At 52.8% G+C, this 19,505-nt stretch carries 16 protein-coding genes; 13 read left to right on the top strand and 3 right to left on the bottom strand.

Going from position 1 to position 19,505, the window contains the following annotated elements; translation table 11 throughout:
• The first annotated feature begins 148 nt into the window (after positions 1–148).
• The 13 genes from ABIC79_RS00530 (at position 149) to dauA (ending at position 17,273) form a co-directional block, all read left to right on the top strand.
• Positions 149–1,744 (top strand): ABC transporter substrate-binding protein, encoded by a 1,596-nt coding sequence (locus tag ABIC79_RS00530; protein WP_013575570.1) that lies wholly within the window; start codon positions 149–151, stop codon positions 1,742–1,744.
• Entirely contained in the window at positions 1,741–2,754 is a 1,014-nt protein-coding gene (locus ABIC79_RS00525; RefSeq protein ID WP_013575571.1) for an ABC transporter permease, read from the top strand. Before ABIC79_RS00530 ends, ABIC79_RS00525 begins: the two co-directional genes overlap by 4 nt.
• On the top strand, positions 2,751–3,677 hold the full coding sequence (locus ABIC79_RS00520; protein ID WP_013575572.1) for an ABC transporter permease: 927 nt from the start codon (positions 2,751–2,753) through the stop codon (positions 3,675–3,677). The genes ABIC79_RS00525 and ABIC79_RS00520 overlap by 4 nt, the downstream gene beginning before the upstream one ends.
• The gene (locus ABIC79_RS00515; RefSeq protein WP_013575573.1) at positions 3,677–4,507 is read left to right on the top strand and encodes an ABC transporter ATP-binding protein; all 831 of its coding nucleotides are present in this window, start codon (positions 3,677–3,679) and stop codon (positions 4,505–4,507) included. Before ABIC79_RS00520 ends, ABIC79_RS00515 begins: the two co-directional genes overlap by 1 nt.
• Complete coding sequence (locus ABIC79_RS00510; protein ID WP_013575574.1) at positions 4,504–5,277, top strand: ABC transporter ATP-binding protein; 774 nt, start codon at positions 4,504–4,506, stop codon at positions 5,275–5,277. The genes ABIC79_RS00515 and ABIC79_RS00510 overlap by 4 nt, the downstream gene beginning before the upstream one ends.
• An 83-nt stretch (positions 5,278–5,360) precedes the next feature.
• The gene (locus tag ABIC79_RS00505; RefSeq protein WP_013575575.1) at positions 5,361–6,914 is read left to right on the top strand and encodes a serine hydrolase domain-containing protein; all 1,554 of its coding nucleotides are present in this window, start codon (positions 5,361–5,363) and stop codon (positions 6,912–6,914) included.
• 209 nt (positions 6,915–7,123) lie between these two features.
• Positions 7,124–9,103 carry a formate-dependent uric acid utilization protein AegA gene (gene aegA / locus ABIC79_RS00500; protein ID WP_013575576.1) on the top strand — a complete coding sequence of 660 codons (1,980 nt, stop codon included), beginning with the start codon at positions 7,124–7,126 and terminating at the stop codon, positions 9,101–9,103.
• A 417-nt stretch (positions 9,104–9,520) separates the two neighbouring features.
• Positions 9,521–9,997, top strand: coding sequence for a GlcG/HbpS family heme-binding protein (locus ABIC79_RS00495; protein WP_013575577.1), 477 nt, complete (start codon positions 9,521–9,523; stop codon positions 9,995–9,997).
• A gap of 78 nt (positions 9,998–10,075) precedes the next feature.
• On the top strand, positions 10,076–10,645 hold the full coding sequence (locus tag ABIC79_RS00490; protein WP_013575578.1) for a sugar dehydrogenase complex small subunit: 570 nt from the start codon (positions 10,076–10,078) through the stop codon (positions 10,643–10,645).
• Positions 10,638–12,242 (top strand): GMC family oxidoreductase, encoded by a 1,605-nt coding sequence (locus ABIC79_RS00485; RefSeq protein ID WP_013575579.1) that lies wholly within the window; start codon positions 10,638–10,640, stop codon positions 12,240–12,242. The genes ABIC79_RS00490 and ABIC79_RS00485 overlap by 8 nt, the downstream gene beginning before the upstream one ends.
• Before the next feature lie 22 nt (positions 12,243–12,264).
• A complete protein-coding gene (locus tag ABIC79_RS00480) occupies positions 12,265–13,587 on the top strand; it encodes a c-type cytochrome (RefSeq protein ID WP_354566429.1) in 1,323 nt (440 codons plus the stop codon).
• A gap of 889 nt (positions 13,588–14,476) precedes the next feature.
• The gene (locus ABIC79_RS00475) at positions 14,477–15,184 is read left to right on the top strand and encodes a GNAT family N-acetyltransferase (protein WP_013575581.1); all 708 of its coding nucleotides are present in this window, start codon (positions 14,477–14,479) and stop codon (positions 15,182–15,184) included.
• A gap of 421 nt (positions 15,185–15,605) precedes the next feature.
• Positions 15,606–17,273: a C4-dicarboxylic acid transporter DauA gene (dauA, locus tag ABIC79_RS00470; protein ID WP_037034063.1), complete on the top strand. Its 1,668-nt coding sequence runs from the start codon at positions 15,606–15,608 to the stop codon at positions 17,271–17,273.
• Positions 17,274–17,336: 63 nt separating this feature from the next.
• Here dauA and kdsA read toward each other — a convergent pair whose 3' ends face one another.
• The 3 genes from kdsA to ABIC79_RS00455 all read right to left on the bottom strand — a co-directional run bounded on the left by kdsA (position 17,337) and on the right by ABIC79_RS00455 (position 19,488).
• The gene (gene kdsA, locus ABIC79_RS00465) at positions 17,337–18,191 is read right to left on the bottom strand and encodes a 3-deoxy-8-phosphooctulonate synthase (RefSeq protein ID WP_015689950.1); all 855 of its coding nucleotides are present in this window, start codon (positions 18,189–18,191) and stop codon (positions 17,337–17,339) included.
• Between the two features lie 95 nt (positions 18,192–18,286).
• Positions 18,287–19,096: an invasion regulator SirB1 gene (gene sirB1 / locus ABIC79_RS00460; RefSeq protein ID WP_013575584.1), complete on the bottom strand. Its 810-nt coding sequence runs from the start codon at positions 19,094–19,096 to the stop codon at positions 18,287–18,289.
• A gap of 2 nt (positions 19,097–19,098) precedes the next feature.
• Positions 19,099–19,488 carry a SirB2 family protein gene (locus ABIC79_RS00455; protein ID WP_037034064.1) on the bottom strand — a complete coding sequence of 130 codons (390 nt, stop codon included), beginning with the start codon at positions 19,486–19,488 and terminating at the stop codon, positions 19,099–19,101.
• Positions 19,489–19,505 lie beyond the last annotated feature (17 nt).

Raw genomic sequence — 19,505 nt, 5'->3', positions numbered from 1 at the left:
TACGCTTCACATTAGTTTTTTCGATATGAAACGTCGACGAGTGCAAAGCAACCGTTTTTCATTTAAGCCAGTTGCCCGGAGTTAAGTCAAGGGTTTGCCACCGTAATTTTTAATTTTACTTTTATATATCAACACGATGGGAGTAGTTATGGTTACCAGGCGTCAATTTGTTACCGGTTTTTCCGCAATACCTGTGCTGTCCTACCTGAAATTTGATGCCGTGTTTGCTGCCACGCCGGCATCAATACTGGTCATGGCTATTCAGCTCGACATCATTACCAGCCTTGATCCGCATGAAAGCTTTGAGTCCGTGGGCAGTGAAATTACCGGTAATATGTATCAGCAACTGGTGAAACCTAAACTGGCCTCCCCTGATGAAATTGAAGGCGATCTGGCAGTGTCCTGGACGGCTTCTGACGACAAAAAAACCTTTACCTTCAAGCTGGATCCGAAAGCCAAATGGGCCGATGGCAAACCGGTTACTGCCGAAGACGCCGCTTTCTCCCTGCAACGCGTTGTGAAACTCGATAAGAGCCCGGCCTACATTATTAATCAGTTTGGTTACACCAAAGATAACGTCGAGAGCCTGATTACCGCGCCTGACGCCGAAACGCTGGTGATCAAAACCGCTGAACCGGCATCTGAATCCTTCCTGTTGTATTGCCTGACCGCCAACGTCGGCAGTATCGTGCAAAAATCCGCCTGTCTGGCGAATCAGACCGGTGACGATTTGGGTAATGCCTGGCTGAAGAAAAACAGTGCCGGTTCCGGTGCGTTCAAGTTGCGCGACTGGAAAGTCAGTGAATCCGTGATTCTGGAAAGCAACAAGAACAACCCGCACGCAGGCAAAATTCAGCGCATCATCATGCGCCATATTATCGACCCTTCCGCTCAGTTGCTGATGCTGCAAAAAGGCGATGTGGATATCGCCCGTAACCTGACCACCGAGCAGTTGCGTCCGCTGATCAACGACAAAAACTTCACGCTGGTACAAAAAGGTATCGCCGGCACCTTTATGTTGTCTGCCAATACCGCGCATCCGAATCTGGCTAAACCGCAGGTCTGGCAGGCGATCAAATGGGCTATCGATTACGAGAATATCCAGCAGCATATCGTGCCGCTGACCCACAAAATCCATCAGAGCTTCCTGCCTGAAGGTTTCCCGGCGGCAGTGAACACCATCATGTACAAACGTGATGTGGCAAAAGCCAAAGCCTTGCTGGCCGAAGCGGGTTTCCCGAATGGTTTTGAAATCACCTTAGATCACTACTCCGCTTCACCTTCTTCTGACATCGTGCAGGCATTGCAGTCTAACCTCGCCGAAGTGGGGATTAAAGTGACGCTGCTGGCTGCGGAAAGCCGTCAGGTACTGACCAAAATGCGTGCTCGTCAGCAACAACTGGCAATGACCCAATGGGGCGCGGATTACTTTGACCCGAACTCTAACGCCGAAGCCTTCTGCAGCAATCCGGATAACACCGACGCCGCCAAGAGCCGTACGCTGGCATGGCGTTGTAGCTGGCAGGATAAGGAAATCTCCGATCTGAGCACCCAGGCGCTGAAAGAATCGGATCCGGCCACCCGTATCAAACTCTATGAAGAATTGCAGACCAAACATATGGAAAACAGCCCGTTTGCCATCATGCTGCAACCAACCATGACCGCCGCCTGCCGCAAAGTGATTTCCGGTGTGGTACTGACTGTAATGAGCACCAGCCCCTACGAGAAGGTTGTTAAAGCGTGAGCAAGAGACTCAAAGGATTTCTGAGTACCTGCATCAGCGTTTGTCTTACTTTGTTTGGTCTGTCGGTAGTGACTTTCTTTATCGGTCGCGTAATGCCGACGGACCCGGTTCTGGCTGCGGTTGGCGATAATGCCCCGCAGGCAGTGGTCGAACGGGTTCGTCATGAAATGGGGTTGGATCAGCCCCTCTGGTTGCAGTTTTTCCATTATCTCAGTCAGGTATTCCACGGTGATTTAGGGCGCTCTGCCCTGACCTCCAATCTGGTCACCACGGATATCGCCCGGTTTTTCCCCGCCACGCTGGAACTGGCCACGGCGGCGATCATTATCGCCGCCATTGTCGGTATTCCGCTGGGCGTCTGGGCCGCCACCCGTCAGGGCAGCTGGATTGATCAGACTATCCGCGTGGTATGTCTGGCCGGTCACTCGCTGCCGGTGTTTGTGCTGGCGCTGCTCAGCCTGCTGATTTTCTACTCTGCGCTGGGTATCGCGCCGGGGCCGGGACGTCAGGACATCATTTATCAGGACATGATCCCGCAGGTCACCGGCTTGCTTACCGTGGATTCTCTGCTGGCCGGTGACATGGGCGCATTTTGGGATGCCCTCGCCCATATGGTGCAGCCGGTGCTGATCCTTGCGTATTTCAGCATGGCTTATATCACCCGCATGACGCGTACTTTCATGCTCAACGCACTGGGCGGGGAATACGTGATCACCGCCCGTGCCAAGGGGCTCTCGGCGCAACGGGTTATCTGGAAACATGCCTTCCCCACCGTCGGCGTACAACTGATCACCGTGCTGGCATTGACGTACGCGGGCCTTCTCGAAGGCGCCGTGGTCACAGAAAACGTCTTCTCCTGGCCGGGTCTCGGACAATATCTCACCGTGTCGCTGATGAATGCGGATATGAATCCGGTGATCGGCTCAACATTGCTGATTGGCGCGATTTATGTGCTGCTCAACCTGCTGGCTGACCTTCTCTACCGACTATTGGATCCCCGCGTAAAATGAGCACTTTACCTGTCATACCTCAACCCCGCGCGGGCAGCCGCGCCTGGCTGCTGGCCGACACGCCGCACACCCGCACGCAAGCCGTCTGGGGCCGTCGTTACCGCATCTGGCTCGGTCTGCGTAAAAACCCGCTGGCAGTAACCGGCCTGTTTACCGTGCTGATTGTGTTGCTGATTTCCCTTTGCGCGCCGTGGCTGACCAGCTACGACCCGGGCGCACAGGATCTGGCGCATCGTCTGGCAAAACCGTCTTCCCTGCACTGGCTGGGAACAGATGAACTGGGCCGCGATACCCTGAGCCGTATTCTTTATGGCGGACGTATCACGCTCGGAATGGTGATTATAGTGGTGGCAATTGTCGCCCCGCTCGGCCTGCTGATTGGCTGCGTGGCCGGTTATGCGGGCGGATTACTTGACCGTATTCTGATGCGCATCACCGACATTTTTCTGGCCTTCCCGCGTCTGATTCTGGCACTGGCCTTTGTGGCTGCACTGAAACCCGGCATCGAGAGCGCTATTCTGGCGATCGCCCTCACCGCCTGGCCGCCGTATGCCCGCCTTGCACGTGCAGAAACCATGCAGGTACGCGGCACGGATTATATTGCCGCCTGCCGTCTGACTGGCGCAACACCTGCCCGCATCGTGCTGCGCCATATCATGCCGCTGTGTGTGCCGAGCCTGGTGGTGCGTATCACGCTGGACATGAGTTCGATCATTATCACCGCTGCGAGTCTGGGCTTTTTAGGTATGGGCGCTCAACCGCCATCGCCGGAATGGGGGGCGATGATTGCCACTGCCCGCCGCTTCCTGTTCAGTGAATGGTGGGTACCGTTAATTCCGGCCATTGCCATTTTTGTGACCTCTCTGGCGTTTAACTTCCTCGGCGACGGGCTGCGTGACGTCCTCGATCCTAAGGAGCAATAATGCTGGTTGATATCAAAGATCTGCATATTACGTTTCAGACCAACAGCGGCAGTTTCGATGCCGTTCGCGGCGTATCGCTGTCATTGGGTAAGGAGAAATTTGGCATCGTAGGCGAAAGTGGTTCGGGTAAATCCCTGACAGCACGTTGCCTGATGAACCTTCTGCCTTCCAGCGCCAGGTGCCGCGCCGAAACGCTGTCTTTCGACGGCATCGATTTGCGCAATGCCAGCGAGAAGCAAATGCGTCAGATCCGTGGCAAGCGGGTAGGTTTCATTTTGCAGGATCCGAAATACTCGCTCAATCCGGTGATGCCGATCGGTAAACAGGTGGCCGAAGCCTGGCAAACGCATAAAGGCGGCTCGAAAAAACAGGCCATGAATGCAGCAATTGAACTGCTGGATCAGGTGCGTATCCGTGAGCCGCATAAAGTGGCCGAGCGTTATGCCCATGAGGTATCCGGCGGCATGGGGCAGCGCGTAATGATTGCCATGATGCTGGCTCCTGATCCGGAACTGATGATTGCCGATGAACCGACCAGCGCCCTTGATGCCACTGTGCAGGCTGAGATTTTGCGTCTGCTCGATGACCTTGTATCCAGCCGCGGCATGGGGCTGATTCTGATCAGCCATGATTTGCCACTGGTATCGAAATTCTGTGACCGCGTGGCCGTCATGTACGCCGGGCGTATCGTCGAAACGTTACAAGCCGGTAATTTACTGAAAGCTCAACATCCTTACACCCGCGGGCTGCTGGAATGTCTGCCGTCGCTGAAACATCCTCGGGACAGACTGCCAGTGCTGGTGCGTGACGAAGCATGGAAAACCTCATGACAGCAGAACTCCCTCCTCTGGATAACAGCAAAATAATCCTCAATAACCTGCGCATCGCGTTCGGCGATACCGAAGTGGTGAAAGGCGTGAGTTTCAGTGTCGCGCCCGGTGAATGTTTCGGCATCGTGGGAGAAAGCGGCTCGGGCAAGTCCACCATTTTACGCGCACTGGCCGGGCTGAATCAGTCCTGGTCCGGCGGGATGGTGATTGGCGGCGAAGATCAAGTGCCGGTGCGCCAGAAACGCTTTTTCCGCCGCGTGCAGATGGTATTTCAGGATCCGTACGGCTCGCTGCATCCGCGCCAGACCATTGACCGCATTCTCAGCGAACCGCTGATTGTGCACGGTTTTCTGAATATCGAAAAACGTATCACTGATGCGCTGGCCGAAGTCGGCCTGCCGCAGACGGTGCGTTTTCGCTTCCCGCACCAGCTTTCCGGCGGTCAGCGTCAGCGGGTCGCAATCGCGCGGGCGATGATTTCAGAACCGGAAATTTTACTGCTCGATGAGCCGACCTCGGCGCTGGATGTCTCGGTGCAGGCGGAGATCCTCAACCTGCTAAGCGACCTGCGTGAACGCCGGAAACTGACTTATATTCTGGTCAGTCACAATCTGGCCGTTGTTACGCATCTTTGCACCAGCATTGGCGTAATGATTGGTGGTGAAATGGTCGAACTTCTGAGCGCAGACGATTTACGGATGGGCAACGTCAGCCATCCGCACACAGCCGAGTTACGATCGTTAAGTCTCAGTTTAGAGGAGCCCGGATAATCGTTCCTGCCGTGAACGTATTTGGGTTTCGCGGGCAGCCCGGGCTGCCCACTTTTTCACTGAAAGACAGTCAGGAGACGTTAATGACATCCACCGAACAGTCTGCATTACAGTGGCAGGCGGCTGAAGAAACAGCAAAACGCATAACTAAAAACTGGGATAAACCCGGAGAACCGGGCGGCGCGATCACCCTTTTTGACAGTAAAACTCTCCGCAGTTTCGCGACCGGAGGGCTGGCAAACCTCAGCACATCGACACCTTTCAGCATCGATTCTGTTGTCCGCTATGCCTCTGTCACAAAACATATTTTCGCCACACTGGCCTTGCTGAAAAGCGATGCCAGTCTTTCGGTGAGTGATACCCTTGGTCAGCATTTACCGCAACTGAAAGCGCCGATGTCACAAGTGACCCTCGGGCAGGCGCTGGACATGACCGCAGGCCTGCCGGACGTGCGGGAAACCCTTTCGCTGCTGGGTATTTCTGTTTATAACGTCAGCGAAGCCAGTGCCATTATGGAATTTCTGGCGCAGGACGGCGCTCTGAACTTCACAGCAGGGACTGAGATTTCCTACAGCAACACCGGTTACCGGCTGGTGGAAGAAATCCTCAAACAAAAAGGCATTTTGTTTGAGGATCTGCTGCAAAAGTATATCGCGCAGCCGCTGGATATCGCTTTCCATGCGCCGGAAACCTGGTTCGATGTCGTCCAGGACCTGGTGCCCGGTTACTGGCAGGACTCCACCGGCTGGAAAACAGCCGTCGCAGGTTTGCATCTGTCTGCATCCGGTAGCCTGACCGGCAGCGTACGTTCGCTTTCAGTATGGCTGCAAAGCCTGCTTTCACAAAACGGACCGGGCGCGGGCGTACTGCAAACGCTGACAGAACAACGTTATCTGCAAGGCGACATTCCTTCCGCTTACGGGCTGGGCATCACCTCGACGAAAATCGGTGAACATACGGTTTACGGCCACGGCGGTTCCCATGCCGGTTATAAAACCTATTTCCTGCTTCATCCTGAGCTTGATGCAGGCATTGCGCTGGTCTCCAATCGCGAAGACACCACAGCGTTTACCCATGTGCTGGAAGTCATGTCGTCACTGTTAGCTGCGCCGCTCCCGGCGCGTAGCCATGCATTGCCGGATGGTGTATACGCCAGCATTGCCGAGCCGTACTGGCTAAAAGTCAGCAATGGCACGGCCAGTTATCTCGGCGCTGCCGATAACCTCTATCAGGGCGCGGACGCCGACGAGGCCATCACCCTATCCGCGCACATGCCGATGCGTTTGCGTTGGGACGGCACCGCCATTCAGGGTGAAATCGGACACGCGCCGCGTTACTTTACCCCGGTGGAAACCAATGATTGCCTGAAAATGGTTCAGGGGCGCTGGTATCATCCCCAATCGAAAGCCGCCTTTGATATTGAGGGCGATCAGTTGCTGATGGGCGTCGGCACGCTGCGTGCCAGCGGCCAGTTAACATCGCTGGGTGCGGGGCGTTTGCTGGTGGAACTCCCTGACGGACCGTGGAAGAAAAACTTCTGTCTTTATTTCCAGGGCTACAACGTCCGGCTGATTTCCAACCGCAGCCGCGTGCTGAGTTTCCGTCGTGATGAATGCCGCAGCAGCTGGCATCCGTAAAAATAACCTGCGAAGCGTTGTCCTGCAAAACGCCGCCCCGGCCCACGTCTGGCGGCGTTTTTTTAAACTCCCTCACTGTAACAACACGTCAAACTGTGACGCACCTCAAATAAACCCTGTGTTTGTATCCATTAGGATGACAAACAAACCCATAGTATTTGTGTGGTCTATGAGAGACCACAGCAAACTAAAATGCCGACAGGGTAAAAATGAACCAATTTATTATTGCTGATTCTCAGGCTTGCATAGGTTGTCGCGCCTGTGAGGTCGCTTGCGTCTTGTCTCACAATGAACAATGTTATCCGTCGAAAGAACAGTTTACCCCGCGCATTCATGTCATCCGGCAAAACGATCGGCATAGCGCCGTGCTATGCCGTCAGTGCGAAGATGCCCCGTGTTTACAGGTTTGCCCGACAAACGCATTCGTTCGTCGTAACGACAGCATTCAGTTGCTGGAAGAACGCTGTATCGGCTGTAAAACCTGCGCCGTGGCCTGTCCGTTTGGCGCCATTGATATCGTACAGCATGAGAGCTATCCGCTGACCGGCTTACCCGCCGCGGCAGCCGTGGCGCATAAATGTGATCTGTGCAATGACAGCCCGGACGGACAGGCATGCGTCAATGCCTGCCCGACACAGGCACTGCATCTCATCACCGATCAGGTCATTGCTCAGAACCGCGCTGATAAACAATACCGCGCCGCCATGGGCCGGAATCCACAGGTTTCGCTGACCAGCAAATCAGCGGCCGTATTCGCCGCCGCCCTGGCACCACCGCGCCTCGATGCGGCAAAAGCCCCGCTCACCGAACGTAAAAGCACGTTTAATGAGATCTATGCGCGCTTTACACCGATGCAGGTTGAAGAACAGGCTGGCCGCTGTCTGCATTGCAGTGATCACCCTTTCTGCGCCTGGACCTGCCCGCTGCATAACGATATCCCACAATTACTGGCGCTGGCGAAACAGGGACACATTCTGGAAGCCGTAGAGCTTTCGCACCGCACCAGCAGCCTGCCGGAGATCTGTGGCCGCGTCTGCCCGCAGGACAGGCTTTGCGAAGGCGCCTGCACTTTTGATAAACAAGGCTCAGTGAGCATCGGCAATATTGAGCGCTATATTACCGATACCGCGCTGGCACAAGGCTGGAAACCCGATCTTTCAGAGGTTATTCCGCGTAATTATCGCGTAGCCGTGGTGGGTGCAGGCCCGGCCGGATTGGGCTGCGCTGACGTGCTGGCGCGGCATGGCGTAAAAGCCGTGGTCTTTGATCGTCACCCTGAAATCGGCGGCCTGCTGACCTTTGGTATTCCGGCGTTCAAGCTGGATAAAAACGTGCTGGTCAGACGCCGGGAAATCTTCACTGAAATGGGCATTGAGTTCCGGCTCAATACCGAAATCGGCGTCGACATTCAGGCGGAACAACTGCTGGAAGAGTTCGATGCAATATTCTTAGGTGTGGGTACGTATAAAGCGATGAAAGCCGGACTGGAAAATGAAAACGCGCCGGGCGTTTACAGCGCCCTGCCGTTCCTGATTGCGAACGCCAAACATCTGATGAATTTGCCCGAACTGAAACATGAGCCTTATGTCAGCATGGCGGGAAAACGCGTGGTCGTGCTCGGCGGCGGCGATACGGCGATGGATTGTCTGCGCACGTCGCTGCGCCAGAATGCCAAAAGCGTGATTTGTGCGTATCGCCGCGATGAAATAAGCATGCCGGGCTCGAAGAAAGAAGTGAAAAACTCACGCGAGGAAGGGGCTGAGTTTATGTTTAACGTTCAGCCGGTGAGCATTGAGCTGAATAACCGGGGCGAAGTCTGCGGTATCCGCTTAGTCCGTACCGCCCCGGGAGAACCGGATGCCAGCGGCAGACGCAGACCCACACCGATTGCCGGTTCTGAATTCCTGCTCGAAGCGGAAGCGGTCATTATGGCATTTGGCTTTCTGCCGCATGCTATGCCGTGGCTGGATGAACTGTCGGTGAGGCACGACGAACAGGGATTGTTACAGGCCCCGCATCACAGCCGCTTCCCGTATCAGACCAGTCACCCGCAGATATTTGCAGGCGGCGATGCGGTGCGGGGCGCCGACCTGGTGGTGACAGCTATGTCGGACGGACGACAGGCAGCAAACAGCATTATTGCATCGCTGGATTTCCGTACACCGGCTCTCAGACCGGCGGCCCATTAGCCCTCCCGTTTCTTTGCGCTGTCGGCAAAATACAAACCTCCCTTTTCGGGAGGTTTTTTGTTAACAGGATCACATTTAATTAATATAAACGGATCATCTGGTTCGTAACAGCACAAAATGTTCAGTCCTTATCCAACAAGGCCTGCAGGCCCGCTTTGCTCATAATATCCGCACAAAATCTCCCGGGAATTAATTTCCCAGCGCAACCGTCACTTTTGCTGTTTTGTTAATTGAATTAACATCCGCGAAACAAAAACCAATAACGCCTTTGTTCGTGTGGCATTAAGAAACACACCAGAGTGTTCCCCCCGTTAACGTTATTGTTTTTAATTCTATTGATTTAAAACACTTATTTAAAAAATCTTATTCGAAAAATACGTCAAGTCATGTTTTGCTACTGCTACAAGGGATGAGTCTATGTCTGTTAAAAAAACCACCACACAGGCTTTACTGTGTGCCACCACGCTTTTCTTCTCCGCCACTTCCGCTTTCGCCGCCGGACATCCTCCGCTGGATAACGCGCAGGCAGCCAAAGTCATCGACAGTGTGAAATCCACTCTTGCAGAACAACACAGCACCGGTTGCGTCGCGGTAGTTGATGCATCTGGTTCATTACTGGCCTTCCAGCGCCTTGACGGTTCTCCGGCCGGTTGTGTTGATGCGTCCATCGGCAAAGCGCGCACTTCCGCGCTCTACCACACTCCTTCGCTGAAATTCATGCAACGCCTGCAGGGTGGCGAAACCACCGTATTGGCGATCCCAAATGCCGTGCCGCTGGGTGGTGGATTCCCGCTGACGATTAACGGTGAAGTGGTGGGCGCAGTCGGTGTCAGCACACCGAAGCAGGACATCGATAATCAGTCATCAGAAAAAGCAGCCAGCGTCCTGAAATAACAGGCACTTTCAATTACTCCTTCTTGTTGACGGCCACGCCCATGGCCGTTTTATACGGAACATTTACGGACTTTCAGCATGATCAATCTCTCTCGTCGCCGGTGGATACTCGGCACTGCGGGCGTCATGGTTGCGGGTATCGGTAGCCAGATGCTGGGCGGTGGCGTATTTGCTACCCTCGCCCATGCCGCGCCACCGCTGGCTTCAGCTGTGACAATGCCAGACAGTTTTATGGCACTTTCTAAACAGCTGACCGGCATGGACAGGCTCGAACCGCACCTCGCTCAGGCACTTTACAGCTGGCTGCATCAGTCGCAGAACAACGCGCAGCTCGACTCACAACTCGGTACCCTTTCAGCACTGATCACCGCACACCGCGGCGTGGTGGGTGATGATTTACATCAGCTTCTTGCACAGCAACCGGCAGAGCTGGCGCAGTTGTATCAGCAACTGGTCAGTGGCTGGTATCTCGGTGTGGTCGGTCAACCCGGCAGTCAGAAATGTATCGGATTTGAAAATATCGTCAGCTATCAGTTGCTGAAAAATAACCTGCTGCCGCCGAGTTATGCGCCGGGTGAACCGAATTTCTGGGTCAACAAGCCTGCTGCACTGCAACAAAATTCCACGGAGGTGATTGCTCATGGCTGATGCACTGAATGCAGATGTCGTTGTTATTGGTGCCGGTATCGCCGGTTCGCTGGCTGCGCTGAAAATGGTCAAAGCCGGCGTTTCCGTGCTGATGCTCGATTCCGGGCCGGTGATCAAACGAGACGAAGCGGTAGAACTGTTCCGTCAGTCACCGCTCAAAGGCGACTTTACCGAACCCTATCCGCCGAAACCCTGGGCACCGCAACCGAAATTCCAGCCGAAAGATAACAATTATCTGATCCAGAAAGGCCCGGACCTCTACGCTGCTCAGTATCTGCGCGGTGTCGGTGGCACAACCTGGCACTGGGCGGGACAGGCGTTTCGCCTGCTGCCAAATGATATGAAAATCAAAACGCTGTATGGCGTGGGTCGTGACTGGCCAATCAGTTATGAAGATCTGGAGCCGTATTACACCGAAGCCGAAATTCAGATGGGCGTTTCCGGTGACGACGCGCTGGATTCACCGCGTTCACAACCCTATCCGCTGCCGGGTATTCCGCTGCCCTACGGTTTTGACCGCATCAGCAAACGCATTGCCAAACTCGGTTACGTATTAGGTATCGGCCCGCAGGCGCGTAACAGTATTCCTTATGACGGTCGTCCTGCCTGCTGCGGCAACAATAACTGTATGCCTGTTTGCCCGATTGATGCGCAGTATCACGGCGGTATTTCGGCGCGCAAAGCCATCGAAGCCGGTGTGCGCGTGATTGCCAACGCCGTGGTGTACAACATCGAAGCCAGTGACAGCGGCGAGATCGTGGCTGTGCACTATCTGGATGCTGACAAAGTGGCCCATAAAGTCACCGGTAAACGCTTCGTGCTGACCGCCAACGGCATCGAAAGCCCGAAACTGTTGCTGATGTCCACCAGCGATAAATACCCGAATGGTATCGCCAACAGCTCCGGCATGGTGGGTCGAAATCTGATGGATCACCCCGGCACCTCTGTTGAGTTTTACGCCGACGAGCCAGTGTATTTCGGCCGCGGCCCGATGCGCCCGGGCAGTATCAATAATCTGCGTGATGGTGATTTCCGTCGCGATCGCTCTGCGTTACGTATCGACGTCGCCAATACCTCGCCGGTGCGCTATCTGACTGAACGTCTGGTGCGTCAGGGTTATTACGGTAAAGCGCTGAACGACAAACTGACCTATCAGTCCGAGCGTTTTATTCAGCTGAAATGCCTGCTGGAAATGCTGCCGGAACCGGAAAACCGTGTGGTGTTGAGCAAAACCGAGAAAGACGAATGGGGTATTCCGCGCCTCGAAGTGCATTACAAATTCCCGGACTACGTTCACCGCGGTTATGACCAGTCGATGCTTGATTTTCAGAAAATCGTCAAAGAAATGGGCGGCACCGAAGTGGTGTACAGCAAGCGTGGGGTGTACGACAACAACCAGCATATTACCGGCACCATGATCATGGGCAGCGACCCGAAAGATTCCGTGGTGGATGGTGATTGCCGTACGCATGACCACCCGAACCTGTTCATCGCCGGGACCGGCATTATGCCCTCTGCTTCAACGGTGAACTCCACGCTGTCGGGAACTGCGCTGGCATTGCGTATGGCTGATACGGTGCTGAAAAGCCTGGCCTGATTGATTTTCTGAGGACTGAGTAATGAAAATGAAATTCATGCTGGCGTTGCTGCCGTTAATGGTCGCGGCTAACGCCGCCCGGGCTGATGACACAGCGGGCAACGCAGATTTAATTAAGCGCGGTGAATATCTGGCGACAGCCGGTGACTGTACCGCCTGCCATACTGCGCCGGGGGCGGATAAAACGGCAAAATTCGGCGGCGGTTATCCGCTGGCGTCGCCTTTCGGGGTGATTTACGGCACCAATATTTCTTCTGACAAACAGTTTGGTATTGGCAACTGGACGGACGATGAATTCGTGCGCGCGGTACGTGACGGTGTCGGCAAAGACGGACAACAGTTGTATCCCGCTATGCCTTACGACTCCTTCACCAAAATGAAACGTGAAGATGTTTTAGCGATCAAAGCTTATCTGATGTCGCTGCCAGCGGTACATTCCGCTGGCCCGCAGACGGATTTGTCCTTCCCTTTCAACCAGCGCTGGGGCATGCGCGTGTGGAAGCTGTTTAACTTCGACAAAGGTGAGCTGAAAAACGATCCGTCCAAATCAGCGGACTGGAACCGTGGTGCTTATCTGGTGGAAGCGCTGGAACACTGCGGCACCTGCCATACGCCGCGCACGCTGACCATGGGCATGGACACCGACAAAGCGTTTTCCGGTGGCGATTTAGGCTCATGGGTAGCTTTCAACATCACGCCGGATAAAAATGCCGGGATCGGCAACTGGTCGCAGCAGGATCTGGTGACTTACCTGAAAACAGGTTTTGTTGCCGGTAAGGCGTCAGCGTCAGGGGCGATGTCAGAAGCCATTGAGCACAGTCTGCAGCATCTTTCAGACAGTGACCTGAACGCGATTGCCACCTATATCCGTTCCGTCCCGGCAATCGGAGATGACAAGCAAACCAAACCGCGAGATGCATGGGGTGAGCAGAATCAGGATATTTACCCACTGCGCGCCGAAGGCCAGACAATCGACCAGTCAGCCGCCGCCCTGTTTAATGCCAGCTGCGCAGCCTGTCACGGCAAAGGCGGTGAAGGCAGCGGCGAGGGATTCCATGCCTATCCGTCACTGTTCAGCCATACCAACACCGGTTCTTACGACAGCCGCAATCAGGTTTCGGTCATCCTCAACGGCGTCCAGCGCCACATGGATAAAGGCGAAATCATGATGCCGTCGTTTGCCAGTCAGCTCGATGATGACCAGATTGCGACGCTGAGTCATTACGTCAGCACACAGTTTGGCAATCCGGCGGGAGCCACGGTCACCGCGAAAGATGTGGCGAAGATGCGTAAAGCCGCTGACCTGCCCTATCCGCCGAAAATTGAAGATGGCACGCAAAAATAATTCACGACGGTGAAAGCTAAACAAAAGGAGCCGCACAAGGCTCCTTTTAATTGTGAGAAGGTTAAAGATTTTGATATACCAATAATATTACCACTGTCCAAATATTCGACTGAATGAGACTTATTCGTACGGCAGAGCAATAAATAAAAATATGATAGAAAATAAAAAAAAGCGCTGATACATCAGGCTATCAGCGCCAAAAACTTCATTATTTATACTACTGCATCCAGACGTTCCTGAACTTAATAAGCATAGTCTACATTTTAATAATTTGTATGCCTCATTTTCATTATCCTGATCAATTTAATTATTTAGCCCTGTCAACATGTCATTACGCGGAAAACTCAAAAAACGAATACAAATAATTTACGCAAATCATAAAAACCTAAAAATAATATGATAAAACCAGAATAAAGCAGAGGGCAATTATAATAAAACGAGGAATAACAACGTCATTTAACATTAGCCTGCTAGTCACAACATCAATACATCCCTGTGATCTGGCGCACTATTTTGAATAGTACCCGATAACGCCGTGAAAATTAAAGTACATATAAATCAAACTATTGAGTTTGATTTGTGATAATTAATGAATTTCGACCTAAGGTAAATTATTTTTTTACCGATAAATATTTCAGCTACAATGCACCCACACCAGGGAATGCTAAAATAATATAAGAAAACATATGGATATGTTAAATAAGGATTTTATTATGTTAACCAAACTGACTTTCAGAAATCTTTCAAAAAGAATGTATGGCGTTCCAGATTTATCGTATTGATTATTATCATCACTGGTGTGTCACTTTGCTGTATTCAGGTTGAGTTCATTTTGTCTACTGTCACCCGGCGACACTTTTATAAATTTAACCACGCATGAAGGTTTATAATGACGGAAGTAAATGTTTACGGACAAGAATTGGGTCAATCACTCCCCGACTGGCAGCCACGCTCGCTCCCGCAAAAAGTTATACTTAGGGGGAAATATTGTCTGCTTGAGCCGATTGATCTCAAACATAGCCGGGATTTATTTGACGCCTGGCACAGTATCGATGACGAACGTGACTGGACATACTTTCATATTAAACGCCCCATCACGATCAGACAGTGCGATCACTATATCGCCTCACTTTCCGCAAGCAAAGATCCGCTTTTTTACGCGGTGATTAATTTGTCCACGGGTAAGGCCACGGGCTTTCTCGCGTTGCAACGAATGGACCCTGATAACGGATCTGTAGAAATTGGCTGGGTTAACTGGTCACCACTTATGAAACGGACCTTGTGCAGCACAGAAGCCATATTTCTTTTACTCTCTTACACCCTGGAAACACTCCAGTATCGCCGGTGCGGTTGGAAATGTGACAGCCTGCATCAGGCCGCCATCAGTGCGGCTGAAAGACTTGGATTTACCTATGAAGGTACGCTCAGACGGACACAAGTCTCGAAGGGGCATAGCCGTGACATCCGCTGGTACTCCATTATTGACGAGGAGTGGGATGGGATCCGTCGGGCCATGGAAAGTTGGTTAAGCCCTTCCAACCTTGATGACCGAGGAAAGCAAAAGTATCCGCTGGCAGAGTTTATGCCTCACCCGTAGCAGGTAAATGGGGAGAGACCAAAACCAATCCTGATGCAGACTATAGCCTTCGTCTGCATCGGGCGTTTTTCGTGTAGATCCGCTGATTCATCAACAGCCTATCCGGTTGCCGGGATTATTTTTAACTACATCATTACCGTATGTCCGGCACAGATAAATGCATCCTCCCGGGCTTTTTCAGGCTGATTTCGGGTATTAAGTTAAATACAGATGATGAATGCCATAATTATATTCACGCATGAAATATCTGGCGGCACATCACATGGCGAACAATTACACTATAAGGGCGGCAACACGCCTTTGTGTAAGCAAGGCTTGATTTATGTCTACGCGTAGTGGCCCTGAAAGGCGTAGGCTACCGTTTTTCCGGTGAAGGAATACCGGGTTAATATCCATTCTTCTGTCAGGTGATTTACATCCTATGAATACTTCAGGAAGACGCCATATCAGGCCTTTCAGCGCACTGATAGACGCCTGTTTTCGTGAAAAATATACGCTTCAACGCTTACTCAAAGATGCCATTGCTGGCGTCACCGTGGGGATCATCGCCATCCCGCTGGCCATGGCGCTGGCCATTGGCAGCGGTGTACCGCCGCAATACGGGCTGTATACGTCGGCCATTGCCGGGATTGTCATCGCTGTTTTCGGAGGATCACGTTTCAGTGTTTCCGGCCCGACGGCGGCGTTTGTTGTCATTCTCTATCCAGTCTCACAACAGTTCGGTTTGTCCGGTTTATTGCTGGCTACGCTGATGTCTGGTTTTATGCTCCTCTTCATGGGGCTGGCGCGATTTGGCCGGTTGATCGAATACATACCGCTGCCTGTCACGCTCGGCTTTACGTCCGGTATTGCGATCACCATCGGCACCATGCAATTTAAAGATTTCTTTGGCCTGACGATGGCAACGGTGCCGGAACATTATCTGAGTAAAGTTGCGGCGCTGGTCATGGCGCTGCCAACGCTGGATATCGGCGATGCCGCGATAGGGATCGTGACGCTCGGTATATTAATCCTCTGGCCAAAACTGGGATTGCGCGTGCCCGGTCATCTTCCGGCTCTGCTGGCGGGTTGCGCGGTGATGGCCATTTTCATGCAGGCAGGACACCCTGTCGCCACCATAGGTTCACGCTTTCACTTCCTGCTGCCTGACGGTTCGCAGGGCAACGGCATTCCGCCTATTTTGCCGCAATTCGCCCTGCCGTGGACTCAATCCGATGGCAGCGGACTGAGCTGGTCTCTGGTGCAGGCGCTGCTGCCTGCTGCGTTTTCCATGGCAATGCTGGGCGCGATTGAATCCCTGCTCTGCGCCGTGGTGCTCGATGGCATGACCGGCAAAAAACACCATTCGGATAACGAACTGATCGGTCAGGGTATCGGCAACATGGTCAGCCCTTTCTTTGGCGGCATCACCGCTACAGCGGCGATTGCGCGCTCTGCGGCTAACGTTCGCGCCGGTGCAACATCTCCGGTCTCGGCCATTATTCACTCGCTGCTGGTGATCCTCGCCCTGCTCATTCTCGCGCCGTTGCTTTCATGGTTGCCGCTGGCGGCGATGGCGGCGTTATTGCTGATGGTGGCGTGGAATATGAGCGAAGCGCATAAAGTGGTGGATTTACTGCGCCGTGCACCGAAAGACGACATTCTGGTGATGCTGACCTGCATGAGCCTGACGGTACTGTTCGACATGGTGATTGCGATTACCGCAGGTATCGTGATGGCGTCGCTGCTGTTTATGCGCCGTATCGCCAAACTCACCCGCCTGACGGAAGTGATGGCCGACATACCGGAAGATACGCTGGTGCTGCGTATCAATGGCCCGCTGTTCTTTGCTGCGGCGGAACGTATCTTCAGTGAATTGCAGGTGCGCAGCGAAGGCAAGAAAGTGATCATTCTGGTATGGGATCGCGTTGCCGTACTCGATGCCGGTGGCGTCAGTGCATTACGCAACTTCATCAATACCTTGCCGGAAGGCACAGAACTGCGAATCGCTGAGATCCCTTTCCAGCCGCTGAAAACCCTGGCCCGCGCCAGAATGCAGCCGGTGGAAGGCAAACTGAGTTTCCACAGTTCTTTGCACGACGCGTTATAAACCTGCGCGGTAAACGGAAAAGGCGACCCGGAGGTCGCCTTTGTTTTATCTGAATAGGTCAGATTACTTGCTGGTATCGAGCGCCGGGAAGCTTTTCACCAGATCGTCGATGGCTTTCATCTGAACCAGGAACGGTTCCAGTTTATCAAGCGGCAAGGCTGACGGACCGTCGCATTTCGCGTGAGCAGGATCTTCGTGCGCTTCGATAAACAGACCGGCGATACCTACCGCCATACCGGCACGAGCCAGTTCAGCAACCTGAGCACGACGACCGCCAGAAGCAGCGCCGAAAGGATCACGGGTTTGCAGTGCGTGAGTCACGTCGAAAATCACCGGATGACCGCCCGTAGCATTGATCATCACATTCATGCCCAGCATGTCGACAACCAGATTGTCATAACCGAAGTTACTGCCGCGATCGCACAGAATCACCTGATCGTTGCCGCCTTCTTTAAATTTGTCGACGATGTTGCCCATCTGACCGGGGCTGACGAACTGTGGTTTTTTCACGTTAATTACTGCGCCGGTTTTCGCCATGGCTTCAACCAGATCGGTCTGACGCGCCAGGAATGCAGGTAACTGGATCACATCAACCACTTCAGATACAGGCTGCGCCTGCCAGGATTCATGCACATCGGTGATGATTTTCACGCCAAATGCTTTTTTCAGCTCCTGGAAAATTTTCATACCTTCATCCAGGCCCGGACCACGGTAGGAATGAATAGATGAGCGGTTGGCTTTATCGAAAGACGCCTTGAACACGTAAGGAATGCCGAGTTTCTGCGTCACAGTGACGTAATGCTCGCACACACGCATCGCCATATCGCGCGATTCCAGTACATTCATCCCGCCGAACAATACAAACGGCAGATCGTTGGCGACTTTGATGTCCTGAATGCTAACCACTTTATGTTTCATGCTTTGGCCTTTTTAGTGATAAATCTTTCACCCGAAAATAACATAACTCATTGTTCTGTCATAACTTTGCGGATGTGACGTAAGGTAAGTATAAATTAGTGCAACGTAACTTGTTTGTGCTCAATCGAATGGATCTGCACTTTAATCACTTCTGAAATCGGGTCTTCCGGACACTGCTCAACAAAATAATTGAGATCAGAAATCGCCACATGGTCGCATTCCAGCTGAGCATAAATCAGCCCGCGATCGCGGATTTCATAGGGGTCTTCCGGGTCAAACTGCAATACCGTTTCACTGGCGCGCAGAGCCAGTTCGAACTGTTTTTCTTCCATCAGCGCGGCTTTCAGCGTATCAAGCATTTTGCGGACGATCAGCGTGTTTTCCGCTTCTTCCAGATCGTCATCTTCTATTTCCGCCATTACGCCCAGATTGCCTTTCAGCCATACGCTGAGCATATGCTCATTGAGCGTATCGCCGTTGATCGGATTAAGCAGCCACATTTCTTCGTCGAGCCAGTCAGCACGCAAGATAAGCTGAGTGGGGAAAATCACCGGCATCAGCGGCAAACTCAGTTCATGCGCAATGTGCAGAAAAATCACCCCCAGTGAAACCGGTGTGCCCTGACGCGAAGACAGCACTTTGTCGATCCAGATAGCATCAGACAGACGATAAACGCCGCCAGCGCCCCCAAAACCCCAGGTGCGGTAAAACAGTTCAATCAACACTTCGAGCTGCTGATCCTGATCAAGCTCTTCAGGAACGACACGGCGGGCTTCATCGACCAGTGACTGTAACTGGTGGCGAACGTCGTCCGCATTGAAATCGAAACGCACGGCTTCCGTTACTTTGATCACCCCGGTACTGAGCCGGGCGGTGTTAAATTCAAAATCAGCAAGGGTACTCATAGTTATCCCATTAGCAGCGGTATTTTCGTCAGCGCCAGTTTAAGAATCAGATACAGGCAAGCGAGCGCCAGAATAAAGGCCAGCCAGCGGATGTTCTGACTGACTGGTCGCTTGCTCAGGGCCACAAAACCCAGCGCGATATAGATAATAACGCCAAAAATCTTTTCGGTCAGCCAGGTTCCCTGAGGGCTGAACGGATAAAAGTGTGTGATGAAGATAAGCGAAATACCACTTAATAACAGCACTGTATCCACAATATGGGGAACAGTCTTCACCCAGCGTTTCTGCATCATAGCAGAACCTGCCCATTTCCAAAAAAATCGTAAAACAAACAATGCAATACTCAGGGTTATAGTGAGCAGATGCAGATTCTTGATCCAGACATATGCCATTGTCCGTTTCCTTTGAA

Source organism: Rahnella sp. 2050 (assembly GCF_040544515.1).
Classification (GTDB): Bacteria; Pseudomonadota; Gammaproteobacteria; order Enterobacterales; family Enterobacteriaceae; genus Rahnella; species Rahnella aceris.
This window is presented reverse-complemented; position numbering and strand designations above follow the sequence as displayed.